Origin of the sequence: Staphylococcus kloosii, from assembly GCF_032139365.1 — a bacterium.
Classification (GTDB): Bacteria; Bacillota; Bacilli; order Staphylococcales; family Staphylococcaceae; genus Staphylococcus; species Staphylococcus kloosii_A.
Window position 1 is genome coordinate 1 of record NZ_JAVTDB010000034.1, and the last position, 18699, is coordinate 18699.

Genomic DNA, 18699 nt, shown 5'->3' on the forward strand with positions numbered 1-18699 from the left:
ATTCTTTACCACTAATAATTTGAAATTCTGAATTGTTATATCCTTCTGTCGTTACAACTTCTTTTAAGACTGAAGCAACATCTTCACGAGGTATAGACCCTCTACCTTCGAAGAATGCAGCAGCTTCAATTTTATTAGTTCCCGCATCATCTAATAATCCACCAGGATGTACAATAGTGTAATTTACACCAGAATTTTTTAAGTGTTCATCAGCATAGTGTTTAGCAATTGTATATGGTTTAAGATCTCCACTTGGATCAAAAGCTTCTCTACGAGAATCGTATGTTGAAACCATTACATATTGTTTAACATTACTTGCTTTACTAGCTTCAATCGTTTTCACAGCACCATCTAAGTCCACAATTATCGTTTTATCTGGTCCAGTACTTCCACCAGAACCAACTGAAAATACGACATTATCAAAACCTTTAAATTTGTCAGTTAATGAATCGATACTGTCATTTTCAACATCGACTAATATTGCCTCAACGTCAGCATTTTTTAATTCTTCAACTTGTGCTTCTTTTCTTACACCAGCTGTAAAAGATTCATTTGCGTCCTTAAGTTGTTGTATTAAAATTCTACCAATTCCACCATTTGCTCCAATAACTAGTGTACTCATATATACATCCTCCTCATCGATTACTTACATACAACATATACCCCTTATTCAATTAACAAAACTAATCGGCTCACCATTGACAATATCGCGCATAAATATTAATATATGAATAAATGTTCATATATTAATATGAAAGGATGCATACTATGACACATCAATTTCAAGATCTAGAAACGACTACAGTCGAAGCAATAACGACTTTTTTTAAAGCTTTAAGTGATAGTACTAGGTTACGTATTGTAAACTTACTGGCACATGGAGATTGTAGTGTAGGACATATTGCTCATACATTGAATATTAGTCAGTCAAACGTATCGCATCAATTGCGTATTTTAAAGACAGCTAATTTAGTAAAAGCGCATCGTAATGGACAGTCTATGATTTATTCAATTGATGATACACATGTTTCTTCAATATTGAATCAATCTATAAATCATGCTTCACATTAATACTTAAAGAGGTGTTTTTCATGACTCATAGTCACAGCCACAACCACGACCATAGTCATGGTCACGTTCATACAAATAATAAAAAAGTATTATTATTTTCATTTATAATTATTGCCGCCTTTATGATTATTGAAATTATTGGTGGTTTTGTTGCAAATAGTTTAGCTTTACTATCTGATGGCTTGCACATGTTTAGTGATGCCGTTTCTTTAGGCGTTGCTTTAGTCGCTTTTATTTATGCTGAAAAGCATGCCACTTTAAGTAAGACCTTTGGCTATAAACGTTTCGAAATTTTAGCAGCTTTATTTAATGGAGTTACTTTATTTGTGATAGGTATCATTATTATAATCGAAGCGATACAACGCTTTTTTAAACCTACAGAAGTACAATCTACAGAAATGTTTATTATTAGTGTATTAGGCCTAATTATTAATATAGTGGTAGCTATTTTAATGTTTAGTGGTGGGGATACTAAAGAGAACATTAATATGCGCGGTGCTTTTATTCATGTACTTGGAGATTTACTCGGCTCATTAGGTGCAATTATTGCGGCGATTTTAATATGGGCCTTAGGTTGGACTATTGCCGATCCAATCGCAAGTATCATTGTTTCTATCTTAATTATTAAAAGTAGTTGGGGAATTATGAAATCGTCACTAAATATATTGATGGAAGGTGCGCCTTCAAATATTAATATTGAAACCATTATAAATACTATTTTAGAAGAAGATGCAGTATCAGCTGTTCATGATTGTCACCTATGGACTATTTCAAATGATTTAAATGCATTAAGTTGTCACGCCGTTGTTTCCTCTGATATGACAGTCGCAGCGTGTGAACAACTTCTTGAAAGAATAGAAGATAAATTAAATCAACTTAATGTTAATCACATGACAATACAATTAGAAACAGCCAAACATAAACATGAAGCACACACGCTCTGTTCTTCAGTACAACACTCACATTAGTATTTGTTTAAAGTTCTAAAACATTAGTATTTGTTTAAAGTTCTAAAACATTAGTCTTCACGTGAGAAACTTTAATTTTCAACTATTTCTCAGAGATAGTTTACTTTAATATCATTGATAAATAAGAGCCTGGGACATCATTGTCTTCAGGCTCTTATTTTATATGGGCAGTAGATGATTGAATTGAAAATGCGCTTATATTGAGCTGTTTTCATCGTTAGTCATCTTTGCCGGGGCGGACAACAAAATCTTCTTATAAAAATAAGCTTTTTGTCCCGCTCCAATTTTCAAACGGAGATTTATGCTTTACTCTCTATTTTAATTAGATAAATTTATTAAAAATAAGTTGTTTGGCAGGCACTTGCTTCTCATCAAAACCACGTAAAAATTCTTCATTATCATAAGCTACTTTTACACGTTCAATATCAATGCCTTTTTCGTCAATTGTAACAATGCCATATACGGCATTGGGACCATTATTCAAACCGACAGAACCAGGATTAAAATATATTTTTTCTTTATCATCGAATAAATGCACTGTATGATTGTGACCAAATAATATTAAATCTGCATCTTTATCTTCAAATAAAGCGCGCATATTAGCTTCTGTTGGTGTTTCTATCGGACTAAATGGTTGTAAATCAATTGTATCATCAAGTTTATCGTTAGGAATTTCATAATGAATAACTAACACTTTTTTACTACAAATTGTGTGTTCTATCACACGTGGTAAGTTATTTAATTTATCATAATAATCTTCGTCTAAATGCTGTTGTATCCATTGATGATGTTCATAAAATTTATCCTTTAAATCTTCTGGGTATGGTGTGCCATTGACAAGTGACATTATCGCCTCGTCATGGTTACCGGAAATAATTTCCATATCGTCACGATCAAAAATATCGTCTAATACTTTATTTGTTTCATGACCGACACCTATGTTGTCTCCTAAGTTATAAATCTTGTCGATATCACCTCTACGATCAATATCTTCTAATACTGTTTCCAGTGCATCGTAGTTACCATGTACATCTGTAATAACTGCAAATTTCATGATGATATCTCCTTTCAATGAAATGTCATTAGCACATTTTAACATTTTATAGCGTATTTGTTACCTATTAATTTTAAAATTATAATTTTTTTGATATTGTATTAATATCATCAAAAAGGAGTGCTTAAAATTTGTTTAAATATCATAAACTAGCAATACAAAACTTAAAGCCACAAAATTTAAAGACATTACTGTTTACAATTGTTGGTTTCATTATCGTAATGGCATTAGCTTACGTTGCTATCTTACCAGTGCAACCTGCATTGTATAAGTTTGCAATGGCTCAAGCTATACAACAGCCTGTAGGCTCGGCTATAATGATGCTCATATTGGCTATATTAGTACCAATCTTAGTATATTTATTTGTCGTTTACCCATTAGCTTCAGGCGTGATTTACACTATAGATAAAGCAATATCAGAAGATAAAATTAAATTTAGTAATATTTTTTCTACTTTCACTAAAGGAAAATACTTAAAATCAGTAGTTATGGCTTTAATTACTTTAGTATTTTTCATAGTATTAATGATTTTAAATTTATTTATTGGTAAATTATTGAATTTCTTAATTTTAAAAGGGTTTGGAGCTATCCAAAACGCAATTAGTAGTTCTTCACATGCTTTAGGAATTTCATTAACAATACAAATCTTAGCAGCGACACTTGTTGTATTTATTTTATCTCTAATTTATTGGTTATTTGTAATCATGATTGTTAATTACACATTATCATTTACAAAAGATCCAAAAGCTGGCGCATTACAATCAGTAAAACAAGGATTTAGCAAAATTAAAAATGGCCATAAAACATGGTTCAAACTTTACCTTGGCATTTTATTATTAAACTTAATCGTTATTTTATTAGCTAATCCTGTAAGTCAACTTGTTAATATCTTTACAGGTAACATGTCTCAAAATGTAGCAACTGTGATTGTTTATGCTCTTTCTATTATCGTAATAATTGTTAGATTAGTTATTTATTACATTAACTTATTGGCAATTATTCAATATCATCATGTTAATGGTGAAAGCATAGGCTCATCTAAAAAAGACAACGTGAAAAACAAACAATCTAATACATTTTCAGCTACTGCAAGTAATGTAAAAGATCAAGCAAATAATACTCAATCTAAAGTTAAAGAACAATCTGATAAAGTTCAATCAAATGTAACAGATCAAGCTAAAGATAAATTTAATGATGCTTCTAATAATGTTACTAATAAAGCTTCAGATAAAGCATCTGATTTAAAAGATAACTTTAATAACAAAAATTAATTATAAAAACCTGCAAAGTCAATACTTTGCAGGTTTTTTTCTATGTCATAATTTCAGTGTTACGGCATTTTTACTACTATTAATATTAAGCTAAAAATTTATCTTGTAAATATAAAGCTGCCCCATCTTCTTCATTTGTTAAAGATGTTACGTCTTGAGCAAGTGCTTGAATTTCTGGTCGTGCATTCTTCATTGCTACTGTATAATGACCAAAACGAAACATAGCTCTATCATTATCACTATCGCCTATTACTAACGTTTCATGTTGCTGTATACCAAAATGTTCAATCATTTCTTTAATGCCCGTTCCTTTATCGACATGGTATGCCATTGTTTCTGCATTATAACGAGAAGAATTCGACACGGTAATTTTTAATTCGTCTTGCTTTTCAACAAGTTGTGCTCTAAATTGTGTAATCTTATCATAATCAGTAGCAAATAAATATATTTTTGCAAAACTATTAAAATCAATCGTACGTACCCAATTCACTTTATGTGCCAAAGCATCTTTTCTTGAAGACCATTCGCTCTCACCAACATTACCAGGTGGCGTGTCTCCTTGAAGCATTGCGTTAGTCCAGTCATAATCTTCTTTTAAAATTGCACGTTGTTCTTCAAAAGGAAAAACTTCATAATATATATGTTGTTCTTGTGCGCGACTTACGATTTCTTTAACACTGTTTAATGATAAACTATGTTGGAAAACAACTTCATTATGTACTACTCCTAGCGTACCATTAGAGCTAATAATACCATCTACTTCAAAATTATTCGGTACAAGATATTTTATTTCATCATGGGATCTTCCAGTCGCTAAAAATACTTTATACCCCGCTGCTCTTAAGTTACTAATAATTGTGGCACTTTGTTCACTCACTAAGTTATTCTTATGTAAAATTGTACCATCCATATCTAAAAATATTGCTTTAACATCATTCATATTTTATTTTCCTCCAACCATTTAATAAGTTCATTCTACTTAAATTATTCATTTATAAATAATGCATATCGATTGTTTTGATATGCCACTTGTACTTGCTTATTAAAGAAATCTGACAACATTTCACTCGTTAATATTGTATTGATAGGTCCACTTGTATAACATTGACCATCCTTTAATAAAAAACCATAGTCTATATTTCGAGTAATTTCTTCAACAAAATGCGTCACATATATGACCGCTAATTTGGGATTATCAACATACATTTGTTCTAATGATTGTAATACTTCTTCTCGAGATATAAAATCTAGGCCAGAAGCAGGTTCATCTAATATTAACAATTTAGGTTTGTCCATTAAAGCTCTAGCTATAAGTACACGTTGTCTTTCACCTGTAGATAAATAACCATAATATTGATTTTCAAATTGACTCATGTTTAGTTGTTTTAATAATTTTTTAGCCATTTTGCGTTGTTCTTCTGTGACTTGTTGAAACACACCTATAGATTTAAAAGCACCACTAATAACTACATCTAACACAACTTCCCCATCTTGAAAGCGATCCATCAAACTATTAGATACAAAACCGATTTGATGTCTTACATTATCTGCAGAGTACCCTTTTGTACCTGGTTGCATCCCAAATAAAGTAAGTTGTCCCGAAGTATTTGGTTCATAGGCATTCAAGATATTTAATAATGTCGTTTTTCCTGCTCCATTTAGCCCATAGAGCATCCAACGTTCACCTTCATTAATTTGCCAATTAATATCTTTTAAAATTGTTTTCCCCTGTTTTTTGCGCGCCACATGACTTAATTCTATTAACACCTTAATTCCACCTTTATGTCGTCATTCTCTAAAACGAAAATTTGTTGATATCTTTACTTATTTAAAATTACCATACATGACAACCAGTTAAATCCAAAAGCTTATGCTCTATTTATAAAAAACGATTCACTATAAGTCCATGAAATTTCTTTATTTTACTCATTAAAGAAGCATGCGCTAAAGACAATGCTAGTTTTTAAATATATAAATTTTTTTATTTTGTATCTATTATCAATTTGAACGTTATATTTTATGTTTAATATTTTAATTTTAGCATTCATTTCAAGGAGAATAAAAGTGAATTTTTAATTTAAAGTATTTTCACGCTTAATTATGTAAGCGTAAACAAGAGTAATTCATAATGTTATCGATTAATTCATTATTTTTATTTATATATTAACAAAGGCTGAAACACATCATTGGATATGCTTCAGCCTTAAATTTTAGCTGTTTAATTATTCAACTGTAACTGATTTTGCTAAGTTACGTGGTTTATCTACGTCTAAATCTCTATGCAATGCTGCATAATAAGAGATAAGTTGTAATGCTACAACAGACACTAATGGCGTTAATAGTTCATGAACAGGTGGAATCACATAAGTGTCACCCTCTTTATTTAAGCCATCCATAGAAATGATACATGGGTTAGCGCCTCGTGCTACAACTTCTTTGACATTACCACGGATAGATAAGTTAACATTTTCTTGCGTTGCTAATGCTACAACAGGTGTACCATCTTCGATAAGCGCAATAGTACCATGTTTTAATTCTCCACCAGCAAAACCTTCTGCTTGGATGTAAGAAATCTCTTTAAGCTTTAAAGCACCCTCTAAACTTACGTTGTAGTCGATTGTACGACCAATAAAGAATGCATTGCGTGTAGTTCTTAAGTAATCTGTAGCAATTTGTTCCATAACATCAGCGTCGTCAACAACTGCTTCAATCGCTGTCGTTACTTTAGCTAATTCACGTAATAAATCTACATTCGTCGTAATACCATGCTCTTTAGCTACAATTTGAGATAAGATTGATAATACTGCGATTTGCGCAGTATATGCTTTAGTAGATGCGACTGCAATTTCCGGACCTGCATGAAGTAACAATGTATGGTTTGCTTCACGTGATAAAGTTGATCCAGGTACGTTCGTAATTGTTAGAGACTTATGACCTAACTTATTAGTTTCCACCAATACGGCACGACTATCTGCTGTTTCACCTGATTGTGAAATATAGATGAACAATGGTTTTTTAGATAATAAAGGCATATTATACACGAATTCTGATGCTACATGTACTTCTGTAGGCACACCTGCCCATTTTTCAATAAATTCTTTACCTACTAAACCTGCATGGTAACTTGTACCCGCCGCTATGATATAAATGCGGTCCGCTTCAGAAACGTCTTTAACAATTGCTTTATCAACTTTTAAATCGCCATTATCGTCTTGATATTCTTGGATAATGCGACGCATAACTGCTGGTTGTTCATGTATTTCTTTTAACATGTAATGATCATAAACACCTTTTTCAGCGTCAGAGGCATCAATTTGTGCTGTATAAGCATCTCTTTCTTGTACATTACCGTCAGTATCTTTAATTGTTACACTATCTCGTTTCACGATAACAATTTCATGGTCGTGAATCTCTTTGTATTGATTTGTAACTGAAATCATCGCTAAGGCATCAGAAGCTATAACATTAAAGTTATCGCCTACACCAATAAGCAATGGTGATTTATTTTTAGCAACAAAGATAGTATCTTCATCATAACTATCAATTAATCCAAGTGCATAAGAACCTTCTAATAATGAAACCACTTTACGAAATGCTTCTTCAGTTGCTAAACCTTCGTTTGAAAAATGTTCAACTAATTGCACAATAATTTCTGTGTCAGTATCTGATAAGAATGTTACATCAGATAAGTATTCATTACGTAATTCTTCATAGTTTTCGATTACACCGTTATGTACTAATGTAAAACGTTTAGTACTTGATTGATGAGGGTGTGAATTTTCGTGGTTTGGTACGCCATGAGTTGCCCAACGTGTATGTCCAATACCGACGTTACCATCAGTATCTTCGTCTGCAACTTTTCTTAATTCTGCTATACGACCTTTTTCTTTAAATACTGTTGTACCTTCTTCATTTACTACTGCAACACCTGCAGAATCATAACCACGATACTCTAATTTTTCTAAACCTTCTAATAATAATTCTTTTGCATTGTCATAACCAATATATCCTACTATTCCGCACATTTTAAAATTTCCTCCAGTGTTATGTGTGCTAGATATTCTGTTTTATTAAAGAACGACATACATAAATAAAGCTTATTTGACGTAGTAATCGTTAAAAAAGCACAGAAATACCCCTTTGCACTTAATAATTTTTTAAATAAATATCGATGGCTAACTTATTAACTTTGTGCACTAGGTTACCCTAATGTTTTACTTAATAAGATGTCGGATGAGCCACATCCGGGATAGCATCCGCCGAATAATCGATAACTATCCTCCTCGTCTACAAGCTTCAAATTATCGTCTGTTAAAATTTCTGTTATAAATTTTAAGTAGTCAACAACTCATTTCATCACTTGTACAGGCGCTTTTATTAAATTTGTTTTGTACTTACTATCCTCCTTTCGTCATTAATAATCATTGTACAATGGTTTTGACTTCTATTGCAAATTATTTATAAACAACAAACAAATAATTTTAGATATTATTGTCATACAAACTTTACAGCCATCTCTCTTTCATCGTTGTCATTAATTCTGTGCCAAATTCGTTTTTAGTAAATATTGGCTATGTAACTGAAAACACTTACAATGAAAGTAACAAATAAATAAAAAAGAGGTGCAATTTATGTCACAAGCTCAAGCTGAAGAGAAAAAAGGTCTTGGCCGTAAAGTTCAAGCATTTGGATCTTTCCTAAGTAGTATGATCATGCCGAACATTGGTGCTTTTATTGCTTGGGGATTTATCGCCGCAATCTTTATAGATAACGGTTGGTTCCCGAATAAAGACCTATCACAATTGGCAGGTCCAATGATTACTTATTTAATCCCATTACTTATTGCATATAGTGGTGGCCGTTTAATCCATGAAATGCGTGGAGGAATTATAGCTGCAGTTGCAACAATGGGTGTTATCGTAGCTTTACCTGACACGCCAATGTTATTAGGTGCTATGATTATGGGACCATTAGTAGGTTGGTTAATGAAGAAAACGGATGAATTCATTCAACCTAGAACACCACAAGGTTTTGAAATGTTATTCAACAACTTCTCTGCAGGTATTCTAGGCTTTATAATGACAATTTTAGGATTTGAGTTATTAGCTCCTATCATGAAATTCATTATGCATATTTTATCAGTAGCAGTAGAATTTTTAGTACATGCTCACTTATTACCAATCGTTAGTATTATTGTTGAACCAGCTAAAATCGTATTCTTAAATAATGCGATTAATCACGGTGTTTTTACGCCACTTGGTGCTGAACAATCGGCACATGCTGGTCAATCAATTTTATACACAATCGAATCAAACCCTGGACCTGGTCTTGGTGTATTAGTTGCATATATGATTTTTGGTAAAGGTACTGCAAAAGCAACATCATATGGTGCCGGTATTATCCACTTCCTTGGCGGTATTCACGAAATTTACTTCCCATATGTTTTAATGCGTCCTTTATTATTCATCGCAGTTATTTTAGGTGGTATGACAGGTGTTGCAACATTCTCAATGTTAGACTTCGGCTTCAAGAGTCCGGCATCACCAGGTTCCTTTATTGTATATGTATTAAATGCGCCTAAGGGCGAACTACTACACATGTTACTAGGCGTATTCTTAGCAGCATTAGTATCTTTTGTAGTATCATCATTAATATTAAGATTTACAAAAGAACCTAAACAAGATTTAGAAAGTGCTACAGCACAAATGGAACAAAATAAAGGTAAAAAATCTAGTGTCTCTTCTAAATTATCACAAGGTGAAAGTGAAGGTGCTACTACAGCAACTGCTTCTGCTACACCAGACGGCAATGAAGCAGACTCAGAAGAAGATTTATTAGACAACTATGATACTGAAAATGTCGATGCCCATGACTACAGCAAAGTTAACCATGTTATCTTTGCATGTGACGCAGGTATGGGTTCAAGTGCAATGGGTGCAAGTATGTTACGTAATAAATTTAAAAAAGCAGACATTCAAGACGTTGAAGTCACAAATACAGCTATTAACCAATTACCTAACGATGCTCAACTAGTTATCACTCAGAAGAAACTGACTGATCGTGCAATCAAGCAAGTGCCTAAAGCAATTCATATCTCAGTTGATAACTTCTTAAATTCACCAAGATATGATGAATTATTAGAAAATCTTAAAAGCGAACAAAACTAATTTAATCAAGTAACCTACAGGAGGATACGACTATGTTATTGAGTACACGTGAAAAAGATATTATTGACATGTTAATTAAATATTACGGTCAATATGTCACTATTTATGATATTGCTCAGAGCTTAGCTGTATCCTCTCGTACTATTCATAGAGAGTTAAAATCTGTTGAATCTTCTCTACAACAATTTGATTTGTCGTTAAGTCGAGTTACTAAAAAAGGTATTCAATTAGAAGGCAACAAACAACAAATAGATGATTTAAAAAGCTATTTATATCAACAAACTACTGTCGACCTTTCTCAGGAAGAACAAAAAGTTATCATTTTGTATGCGTTAATTCAAAGTGATGAACCAATTAAACAGTATAGTTTGGCTCAAGAAATAGGTGTGTCAATTCAAACTTTAACAAAACTGTTAGATGAATTATCAGAAGAACTTAAAAACTACCAATTATCATTACTTAAAAAGCGTGGTGAAGGTGTTCACTTAAAAGGCGCCGAATCTAAAAAACGTGAATTATTAAGTCAGCTTATGGTAAATAATCTTAATAGTACAAGTGTTTATTCTGTGATCGAAAATCATTTCGTCTATCAATCTATTAATCAAAATCAACTATCTATGGTAGACATGGACAAAATATTCCAAGTTGAACGTATATTAATGGATCACTTAGATCGCTTACCCTACTCTTTAACTGAATCAAGTTATTTAACATTAACAGTGCATATAGTATTGAGCATTGAACGCATGCTTAAGGGTGAATATGTAACGTTAAATGATGAGATTTACACTAATGTTAAAAACAGCTACGAACATGAAATCGCTACTGCATTAAGCCATCATTTAGAACATATTTATGGCGTACAATTTAACCAAGCAGAAATCGGCTTTATAACGATTCATCTGCGTGGCGCAAAACGTAAAGACTCAGTAGAAATATTTAAAGATGATAAGGACGAAATAAAACGAATTGATTACTTTATTAATCTAGTAAGTCAATCAACGCAAATGTCCTTTAATAATAGAGAGACATTAAGTGAAGGTTTAAAACTTCATATCATCCCAGCGATTAATAGATTAAATGCAAACATTGAAACGTATAATCCTCTAACAGAAATGATTAAGCAAGACTATCCTATATTATTTGACACAGTAAATCATAGCTTACGTCAAGTTTGGCCAAGCTTTGCATTTCCAGACAGCGAAATTGGTTTTATTGTATTGCATTTTGGCGGTGCTATTCAAAGAGAAAATGAAGCTACTTTTCATGCGCTCGTCGTATGTAGTAGTGGTATCGGTACGAGTCAAATACTAGCAACGAGATTACAACAAACATTTAGTAAAATTACCGATACAACACAAGCATCTGTCGGTGATTTAACCGATATTAATTTAAATAATTATGATGCAATTATATCAACCGTCGATTTAGATATAGCTGTACCTTATATCACTGTGAATCCATTATTACCTGAAACAGATATCAATCATGTATCTGCTTTTATTAACGTTATTAGACCACAAAAGCACATTACTAACCTAGCTCAACAAACTTTGCCTATTAATTCAAATAATCAAGAAACTATTTTAAATTATATGCGTAAAGGTTTAGAGCTCATTGATTCGGTTTATATTGACTATACCGAGACTAAAAATTGGATTAAATATTTAACAAAATTTTTATATGAGCACAAAATAATACAAAGTAAAAAGTCATTCGCTGATTTAATTCATCAACGTGCATTGGATCAAAATTTTGTTTTAGAACCCTATCCTCTAGCATTGCCTCATTTAAAACATGATATGATTTTAAAGCCAATAATTTTAATATCTATATTAAATGAGCCAATCAGCTTTATGAATGATCAAAATGACCAACATAAAATTCAATATTTATTAAGTATATTTGTTCCTGAAGATGAATTTTCCGCTCACATTGTGAGTAACTTTTCAAGTGAATTAGTAAATCATCTAGACAATTTAAATGACTTAATGGTGCAACCAGAACAACTTATAAATATTTTGAAGCAAAGTTATCTTCAACAATTACAAACAAAATTACAAGATGGAGTGAATACAAATGACTGAATTATTTAGTAACGAAAACATATTTATTAACGCAACTGTTAGCACAAGAGACGAGGCAATTGAAAAAGCTGGCCATGCTTTAGTATCTGCTGGAGCTGTAACAGAAGATTATATTCAAGCAATGAAAGATCGTGAAGACGTAGTATCTACATTTATGGGCAATGGTTTAGCAATACCACATGGTACAGACGAAGCGAAAACAAGTGTTTTACAATCTGGTTTAACATTATTACAAATCCCAGAAGGCATTGATTGGGATGGCGAAGAAGTTAAAGTCGTAGTAGGTATCGCTGGTAAGGATGGTGAACATTTAGATTTATTATCTAAAATCGCTATCACATTTAGTGAAGAAGAAAATGTAGACCGTATTATTAATGCTAATTCTGCTGAAGAAATCAAACAAGTATTTGAGGAGGCTGAAGCATAATGAAAGCTCTTCATTTCGGTGCTGGTAACATTGGTAGAGGCTTTATCGGCTATATTTTAGCTGACAATAATATAAAAGTAACTTTTGCAGATGTTAACAATGAAATCATCAATGCCCTAGATCAAGAACAAGAATATGATGTTATTTTAGCTGATCAAGACCACACTACTACAAGAGTTCATAATGTTGACGCTTTATATTCTGGAGAACCTTCTGAAGCATTAAAACAAGCAGTATTGGAAGCAGATTTAATCACTACAGCAGTTGGTGTAAATATCTTACCTATCATTGCCAAATCATTTGCGCCTTATTTAAAAGAAAAAGAAACACCCGTCAATATAGTTGCTTGTGAAAACGCAATTATGGCAACAAATACGCTTAAAAAAGCAATTTTAGATATTACTGGACCGTTAGGTGAACACATTCACTTTGCTAACTCAGCTGTCGATCGAATTGTTCCAATCCAATCAAACGACAACATCTTAGATGTAATAGTAGAACCCTTTTTTGAATGGGTAGTTGAAAAAGATGCGTGGTACGGTCCTGAGTTAAATCATATTAAATTTGTAGATGATTTAACACCTTATATAGAACGGAAACTATTAACTGTTAATACAGGTCATGCATATCTTGCTTACGCGGGTAGATATCATCAACTACCAACTATATTAGATGCAGTAAAAGATGCTAATGTAAATGACGGGCTACGTGCTGTGTTAGCTGAAACAAGCGCTTATATTACTAAAGAGTTCAATTTTACTGAGCAACAACAAGCGCAATACGTTAATAAAATTATAGAACGCTTCGAAAATCCTAATTTATCAGATGGCGTAACACGTGTTGGTCGTGGTACTGTTCGTAAAATTGGACCGCAAGATAGAATAATAAAACCATTAAATTATCTATATAAACACAATTTAAAACATGACGCTTTAGTAAAATTAGCAGCATTATTGTTAAAATATGATGATAACAATGACCAAGAAACCGTAGAGAAAAATGACTACATTACACAAAATGGTGTGACTAAGTTCTTACAAGATTATGCAAAAACTGACGACACCTTAACTTCAGAAATCGTTGCAGCGTACAACGTACTATAATAAAAAAGGAACGACGATTAAAATCGTCGTTCCTTTTTTAACTATTTATTTATCTAACCCCATTTTATCTTCTACAACATCTGCGATAGTTTGGGCAAAACGTTGCGCATCCTCATCTGTTGCCGCTTCAACCATAACACGTACAAGAGGCTCTGTACCTGAAGGTCTAACTAAAATACGACCTTCACCATTCATTTCTACTTCTACTCTTGTCATAACTTCTTGAACATCGATATTTTCTTCTACTCGATATTTATCTGTTACACGTACGTTAACTAATGATTGAGGGTATTTTTTCATTTGAGATGCTAATTGACTAAGTTTTTTACCAGTCATTTTAATGATAGAAGCTAATTGTACACCTGTTAATAAACCATCACCAGTAGTATTGTAATCCATAAGCACAATATGCCCTGATTGTTCACCGCCAAGGTTGTAATTACCTCTTCTCATCTCCTCTACTACATAACGGTCGCCTACTTTAGTCTTGTTAGATTGAATACCTTCATTTTCTAAAGCCTTATAAAAACCTAAATTACTCATAACTGTGGATACAATCATGTTATTATTCAATTCGTGGTTTTTAGCCATTGCTTGACCAATAATAAACATAATTTGGTCGCCATCTACGATATTTCCATCTTCATCGACTGCGATAAGACGGTCACCGTCCCCGTCGAAAGCCAGACCAAAGTCTGCTTCAGATTCAACAACTGTTTTGCTAAGTGTTTCAGGATGTGTAGATCCAACACCTTCATTAATATTATATCCATCCGGATTACAACCTACTGTAACTGTAGTAGCTTCTAAATCACCGAATAAGAATGGTGCAAGTGATGATGTTGAGCCATTTGCACCGTCAATTGCAATTTTCATACCATCTAAATCAACATCTACAGTTGATTTTAAGTAACTGATATATTTTTGTGATCCTTCAAAGTAATCAGAACAATGAACAATGTCTTCCCCTACTGGTCTTGGTAAATCAGGGTGTTCTTGATCTAATAGTTGTTCAATTTCGTTTTCTTGATCGTCAGATAATTTGAAACCATCTGAGCCAAAGAATTTTATTCCATTATCTGCAACAGGGTTATGTGAAGCAGAAATCATTACTCCTAAACTTGCTTCCATTTCTCGCGTTAAATAAGCTACACCAGGCGTTGAAATAACACCTAAACGCATAACTTCTGCGCCAATTGATGTTAAACCAGCGATAAGTGCTGCTTCTAGCATTTCGCCAGAAACTCTAGTATCTCTACCTACTAAAACTTTAGGATGTTCTTGTCCTTTATTGTGTGCTAATACATAGCCACCATAACGACCTAGTTTAAATGCAAGTTCCGGTGTTAGTTCTTTGTTTGCTACACCTCTAACTCCATCTGTACCAAAATATTTTGCCATTATAATATCTCCTTTTGCTCATTATTCCTATTATTTAACTGTAATTTTTGCGGTTGTATTATCAGGTTGAACTTTGGATACATTTTTAGGTAATTTAAAATTCACATCTTTATCTGTATTATCTGAAATATCATCTAGATTTACTTCTCCAGTGATAGTATCAATGTCTTGTAAATCTTCTCTATTACCATAAATCTCAACTTCATCTTTATCCAATTTAATATTATCTAAATCTTTACCGTTAGCTAAGTTTCCAGTAGTTTTGGTTTTCACTTTAACCTTTTTGCTATAGGGTTCAACCTTAGTCGTTAAATTGACATCATTAGGCCGTATTGAAACATTTAATTTATTTAAGTTTCTATCAAAAGCTGTAATATTCGCTAAATCTGTTGTATCTTTATCAATTTTACTCTTATTTTTGTAATGTGCTTTTAAATAGGCAATCTTATCAATTTGGCTTTGTCCGCCAGTGACTTTAACTTTTTCAGGTGACACGCTTTGGTCAGTAATTTTATAGTCTGCGTCGATGTTATCATTACTTACGTCAGGATCAACCTTCATTTCTTTTGTGACTTTTTCTTCAAGCTTCACAGTTGCCTCTTTCGGTTTAACTTTATAATCTATATCTTTACTTAAACCACTAACCTTGTACTGTACTGTATGCTTTCCAGCTTTAGCACCAGCTAAATCAAGTGTCACTTTAATATCTTGACCATTTTCTGCCTTTAAAACTTGTGATTGTGGACCCGAAATATCTACGTCCACTTTGTCAGGAACGTTGTTAGCATAAAGTTTATGGTTATCATATTTGGTTTCGACTGGCACACTTTCAATAGTTTCTGTACTCTTTTGACTAAATTTATCTGCATTAAACATATTTCCAAAAACATTATTTGCAGATAGAAAGAAAAAAATAGCCAGCGCTAATGCTATAAGGCGCAACCCCCATTTACTTTCTAACATATTAATTCACACCCTTCTCTTGCAAGCGTGAGCCGAACCAATGTTCTGCAAGAAGTTCTTCAAATGCTTCAGTAGAAATATCTTTTCTTAATTTGCCATCAAAGGTAACTGAAATTGAACCCGTCTCTTCTGACACAACAACTGTAAATGCATCTGAGACTTCTGAAATACCTACAGCTGCTCTATGTCTCGTACCTAGGCTTTTGGCTATTTTTGCACTATCTGAAAGTGGTAAATAGCACGCCGCGCTTGCAATTTTGCTATCATGGATAATCATAGCACCATCATGCAATGGTGTATTAGGTATAAAGACATTCGTTAATAGCTCTTGTGATATATTAGAGTTCATTGGTATCCCAGTTTCAATGTAGTCTTGTAGGCCAGTCTCTTTTTCAAATACAATTAATGCACCGATACGTCTTTTAGCCATATATTGAACGGCTTTAGACACGGCAGAAATTAATTTATTTTCATCACTATTAACGTTACTCGCATAACGTTTGAATAAACTTCCTCGTCCTAATTGTTCTAAAGCTCTACGTATTTCTGGTTGGAAAATAACAATGAGTGCTAATACACCCCATTGAATAACTAAGTCAAATAAACGTGAAGTAGCAGTTAAACTTAACATTTTACTAATTTGCTGCCCTATGACAATTACGAGTATTCCTTTTAATAATTGAATGGCTTTTGTACCTTTAAACACAGTAATGAGAAGATAAAGTACATACCATACAATTAATAAATCAAGCACGCTTGTTATAATTTTAACCGTGCTCCAATGTTCAAATAAATTGGATAAATCCATGACATCTCCTCCGGTATTCTAATCCCACTGTAAACATTATACCAATCTTCTTTTATACTGTCATATTATGACTCAATAAATCTAAAAATTTAAAAACAATAAATTGCAGTGTTTTCACGGATTAAAAGTATATACTAACCTTATTAATTTTATGAAGAAAAGAAAAAACCTATGCCCAAATATTTTATCTTGGGCATAGTTCATTTTGAATGACTAATTTAAAGACTTATAACTGTAATTTATAAACAATGAATTACAATAGCGTTTCGCCAAAGAAACTACCTACAAGACCAACTGCTTGTTCAGCAGTATGATTATTTTGATCAATAAGCGGATTAACTTCTACCAAATCCATGGAGGTAATTAATTGAGAATTATGTAATAATTCTAATGCGAAATGACTTTCTCTGTAGTTCAAGCCACCTAAAACTCTCGTGCCTGTGCCTGGTGTTTCTACTGGATCTAATGCATCTACATCTAGTGATAGATGTATACCATCTGTCTTATCTTTAAGATAATTGATCGATTCATTGATAACTTGTTGGATACCAAGTCTATCGATATCAGCCATTGTATATGTTTGAATATTATTATTTTTAATATATTCACGTTCTCCTGAATCTAAATCTCTCATCCCTATTAAAATAATATTTTCTGGTTTTACTTTAGGTGTATAGTTGGATACATTGACTAATCTATCATCACCATCTCCTGCTAAAATTCTTAAAGGCATGCCATGAATGTTACCAGAAGGTGACTCTTCAGGTACATTTAAATCTCCATGTGCATCATACCAAATAATACCTAAATTTTCGTAATGCTTGCTGATACCAGAAATAGAACCAATTGCTATAGAATGATCTCCACCTAATATTAATGGAAAAGCACCACTTTGTACGCTTTCAGATACTGCATTACTCAAGTTTTCAGATACTTGAACAATCTCATCAATATTTCTTAGTCCCTCTTGTTCTGAATTAAACTTGTCTAAGTTGATTTCTGGTACATCGATATTGCCTTTATCGACTATCGTATAACCAATACGCCTAATGCGGTCAACGATACCTGCGTAACGTATAGCGTCTGGACCAAAGTTCACCCCTAATTTTCTTTGGCCAAATGTCGATGGCGCTCCAATAATATTAATGTTTTTCATAAATCAAAAACCCCTTTGCATTCATTTTAATACTAGAATACGTTATTAAGATTAAACTTTCAAGCGAGCTAAAGTCTTGTATCACAAAGGGTTTGAAGCACCTTACATATAAAAACATTAAAACGTTTGAACATTCATTATAACTAAATATATTGCATAAATGATGATTAAAATATGTATAAAAAATTCATAAAAAAAAACACTTCCAAAGAAGTGTTTGATA

At 32.6% G+C, this 18699-nt stretch carries 16 protein-coding genes; 7 read left to right on the forward strand and 9 right to left on the reverse strand.

Annotated features, from left to right (window positions below; translation table 11 throughout):
* Positions 1–622 (reverse strand): SDR family oxidoreductase (locus tag RPL90_RS03415; RefSeq protein ID WP_313545566.1); only part of this gene is annotated, 622 nt, incomplete at its 3' end.
* 146 nt (positions 623–768) lie between these two features.
* On the opposite strand from RPL90_RS03415, the gene RPL90_RS03420 reads away from it, so the two are divergent.
* Positions 769–1071, forward strand: a complete 303-nt coding sequence (locus RPL90_RS03420) for an ArsR/SmtB family transcription factor (protein WP_313545568.1) — start codon at positions 769–771, stop codon at positions 1069–1071.
* A gap of 20 nt (positions 1072–1091) precedes the next feature.
* The gene (gene czrB / locus RPL90_RS03425; RefSeq protein ID WP_313545570.1) at positions 1092–2039 is read left to right on the forward strand and encodes a CDF family zinc efflux transporter CzrB; all 948 of its coding nucleotides are present in this window, start codon (positions 1092–1094) and stop codon (positions 2037–2039) included.
* A 322-nt stretch (positions 2040–2361) separates the two neighbouring features.
* On the opposite strand, the gene RPL90_RS03430 is transcribed toward czrB, so the two are convergent.
* On the reverse strand, positions 2362–3093 hold the full coding sequence (locus RPL90_RS03430; protein ID WP_313545572.1) for a metallophosphoesterase family protein: 732 nt from the start codon (positions 3091–3093) through the stop codon (positions 2362–2364).
* Between the two features lie 131 nt (positions 3094–3224).
* Here RPL90_RS03430 and RPL90_RS03435 point away from each other — a divergent pair, with 131 nt between their 5' ends.
* A complete protein-coding gene (locus tag RPL90_RS03435) occupies positions 3225–4364 on the forward strand; it encodes a hypothetical protein (RefSeq protein ID WP_313545574.1) in 1140 nt (379 codons plus the stop codon).
* 85 nt (positions 4365–4449) lie between these two features.
* On the opposite strand, the gene RPL90_RS03440 is transcribed toward RPL90_RS03435, so the two are convergent.
* From RPL90_RS03440 to glmS, 3 genes are all read right to left on the reverse strand, one after another.
* Positions 4450–5304, reverse strand: a complete 855-nt coding sequence (locus RPL90_RS03440) for an HAD family hydrolase (protein ID WP_313545576.1) — start codon at positions 5302–5304, stop codon at positions 4450–4452.
* 44 nt (positions 5305–5348) lie between these two features.
* The gene (locus RPL90_RS03445; protein WP_313545578.1) at positions 5349–6131 is read right to left on the reverse strand and encodes an ABC transporter ATP-binding protein; all 783 of its coding nucleotides are present in this window, start codon (positions 6129–6131) and stop codon (positions 5349–5351) included.
* 455 nt (positions 6132–6586) lie between these two features.
* Complete coding sequence (gene glmS, locus RPL90_RS03450) at positions 6587–8389, reverse strand: glutamine--fructose-6-phosphate transaminase (isomerizing) (protein ID WP_313545580.1); 1803 nt, start codon at positions 8387–8389, stop codon at positions 6587–6589.
* A 606-nt stretch (positions 8390–8995) separates the two neighbouring features.
* On the opposite strand from glmS, the gene RPL90_RS03455 reads away from it, so the two are divergent.
* Genes RPL90_RS03455 through RPL90_RS03470 form a run of 4 tightly spaced genes read left to right on the forward strand, consistent with a single transcriptional unit; the run spans position 8996 to position 14148 of the window.
* Positions 8996–10531 (forward strand): PTS mannitol transporter subunit IICB, encoded by a 1536-nt coding sequence (locus tag RPL90_RS03455; RefSeq protein ID WP_313545582.1) that lies wholly within the window; start codon positions 8996–8998, stop codon positions 10529–10531.
* Between the two features lie 32 nt (positions 10532–10563).
* Complete coding sequence (locus RPL90_RS03460) at positions 10564–12618, forward strand: BglG family transcription antiterminator (RefSeq protein WP_313545584.1); 2055 nt, start codon at positions 10564–10566, stop codon at positions 12616–12618.
* Positions 12611–13045, forward strand: coding sequence for a PTS sugar transporter subunit IIA (locus RPL90_RS03465; RefSeq protein WP_313545586.1), 435 nt, complete (start codon positions 12611–12613; stop codon positions 13043–13045). The genes RPL90_RS03460 and RPL90_RS03465 overlap by 8 nt, the downstream gene beginning before the upstream one ends.
* Entirely contained in the window at positions 13045–14148 is a 1104-nt protein-coding gene (locus RPL90_RS03470; RefSeq protein WP_313545588.1) for a mannitol-1-phosphate 5-dehydrogenase, read from the forward strand. The genes RPL90_RS03465 and RPL90_RS03470 overlap by 1 nt, the downstream gene beginning before the upstream one ends.
* Before the next feature lie 45 nt (positions 14149–14193).
* On the opposite strand, the gene glmM is transcribed toward RPL90_RS03470, so the two are convergent.
* From glmM to rocF, 4 genes are all read right to left on the reverse strand, one after another.
* Positions 14194–15549 carry a phosphoglucosamine mutase gene (glmM, locus tag RPL90_RS03475; RefSeq protein ID WP_313545590.1) on the reverse strand — a complete coding sequence of 452 codons (1356 nt, stop codon included), beginning with the start codon at positions 15547–15549 and terminating at the stop codon, positions 14194–14196.
* A 30-nt stretch (positions 15550–15579) separates the two neighbouring features.
* Complete coding sequence (locus RPL90_RS03480; RefSeq protein WP_313545592.1) at positions 15580–16512, reverse strand: CdaR family protein; 933 nt, start codon at positions 16510–16512, stop codon at positions 15580–15582.
* A gap of 1 nt (position 16513) precedes the next feature.
* Positions 16514–17320 carry a diadenylate cyclase CdaA gene (gene cdaA, locus RPL90_RS03485; RefSeq protein WP_048792789.1) on the reverse strand — a complete coding sequence of 269 codons (807 nt, stop codon included), beginning with the start codon at positions 17318–17320 and terminating at the stop codon, positions 16514–16516.
* 253 nt (positions 17321–17573) lie between these two features.
* A complete protein-coding gene (rocF, locus tag RPL90_RS03490) occupies positions 17574–18476 on the reverse strand; it encodes an arginase (RefSeq protein WP_313545600.1) in 903 nt (300 codons plus the stop codon).
* Positions 18477–18699: the final 223 nt, after the last annotated feature.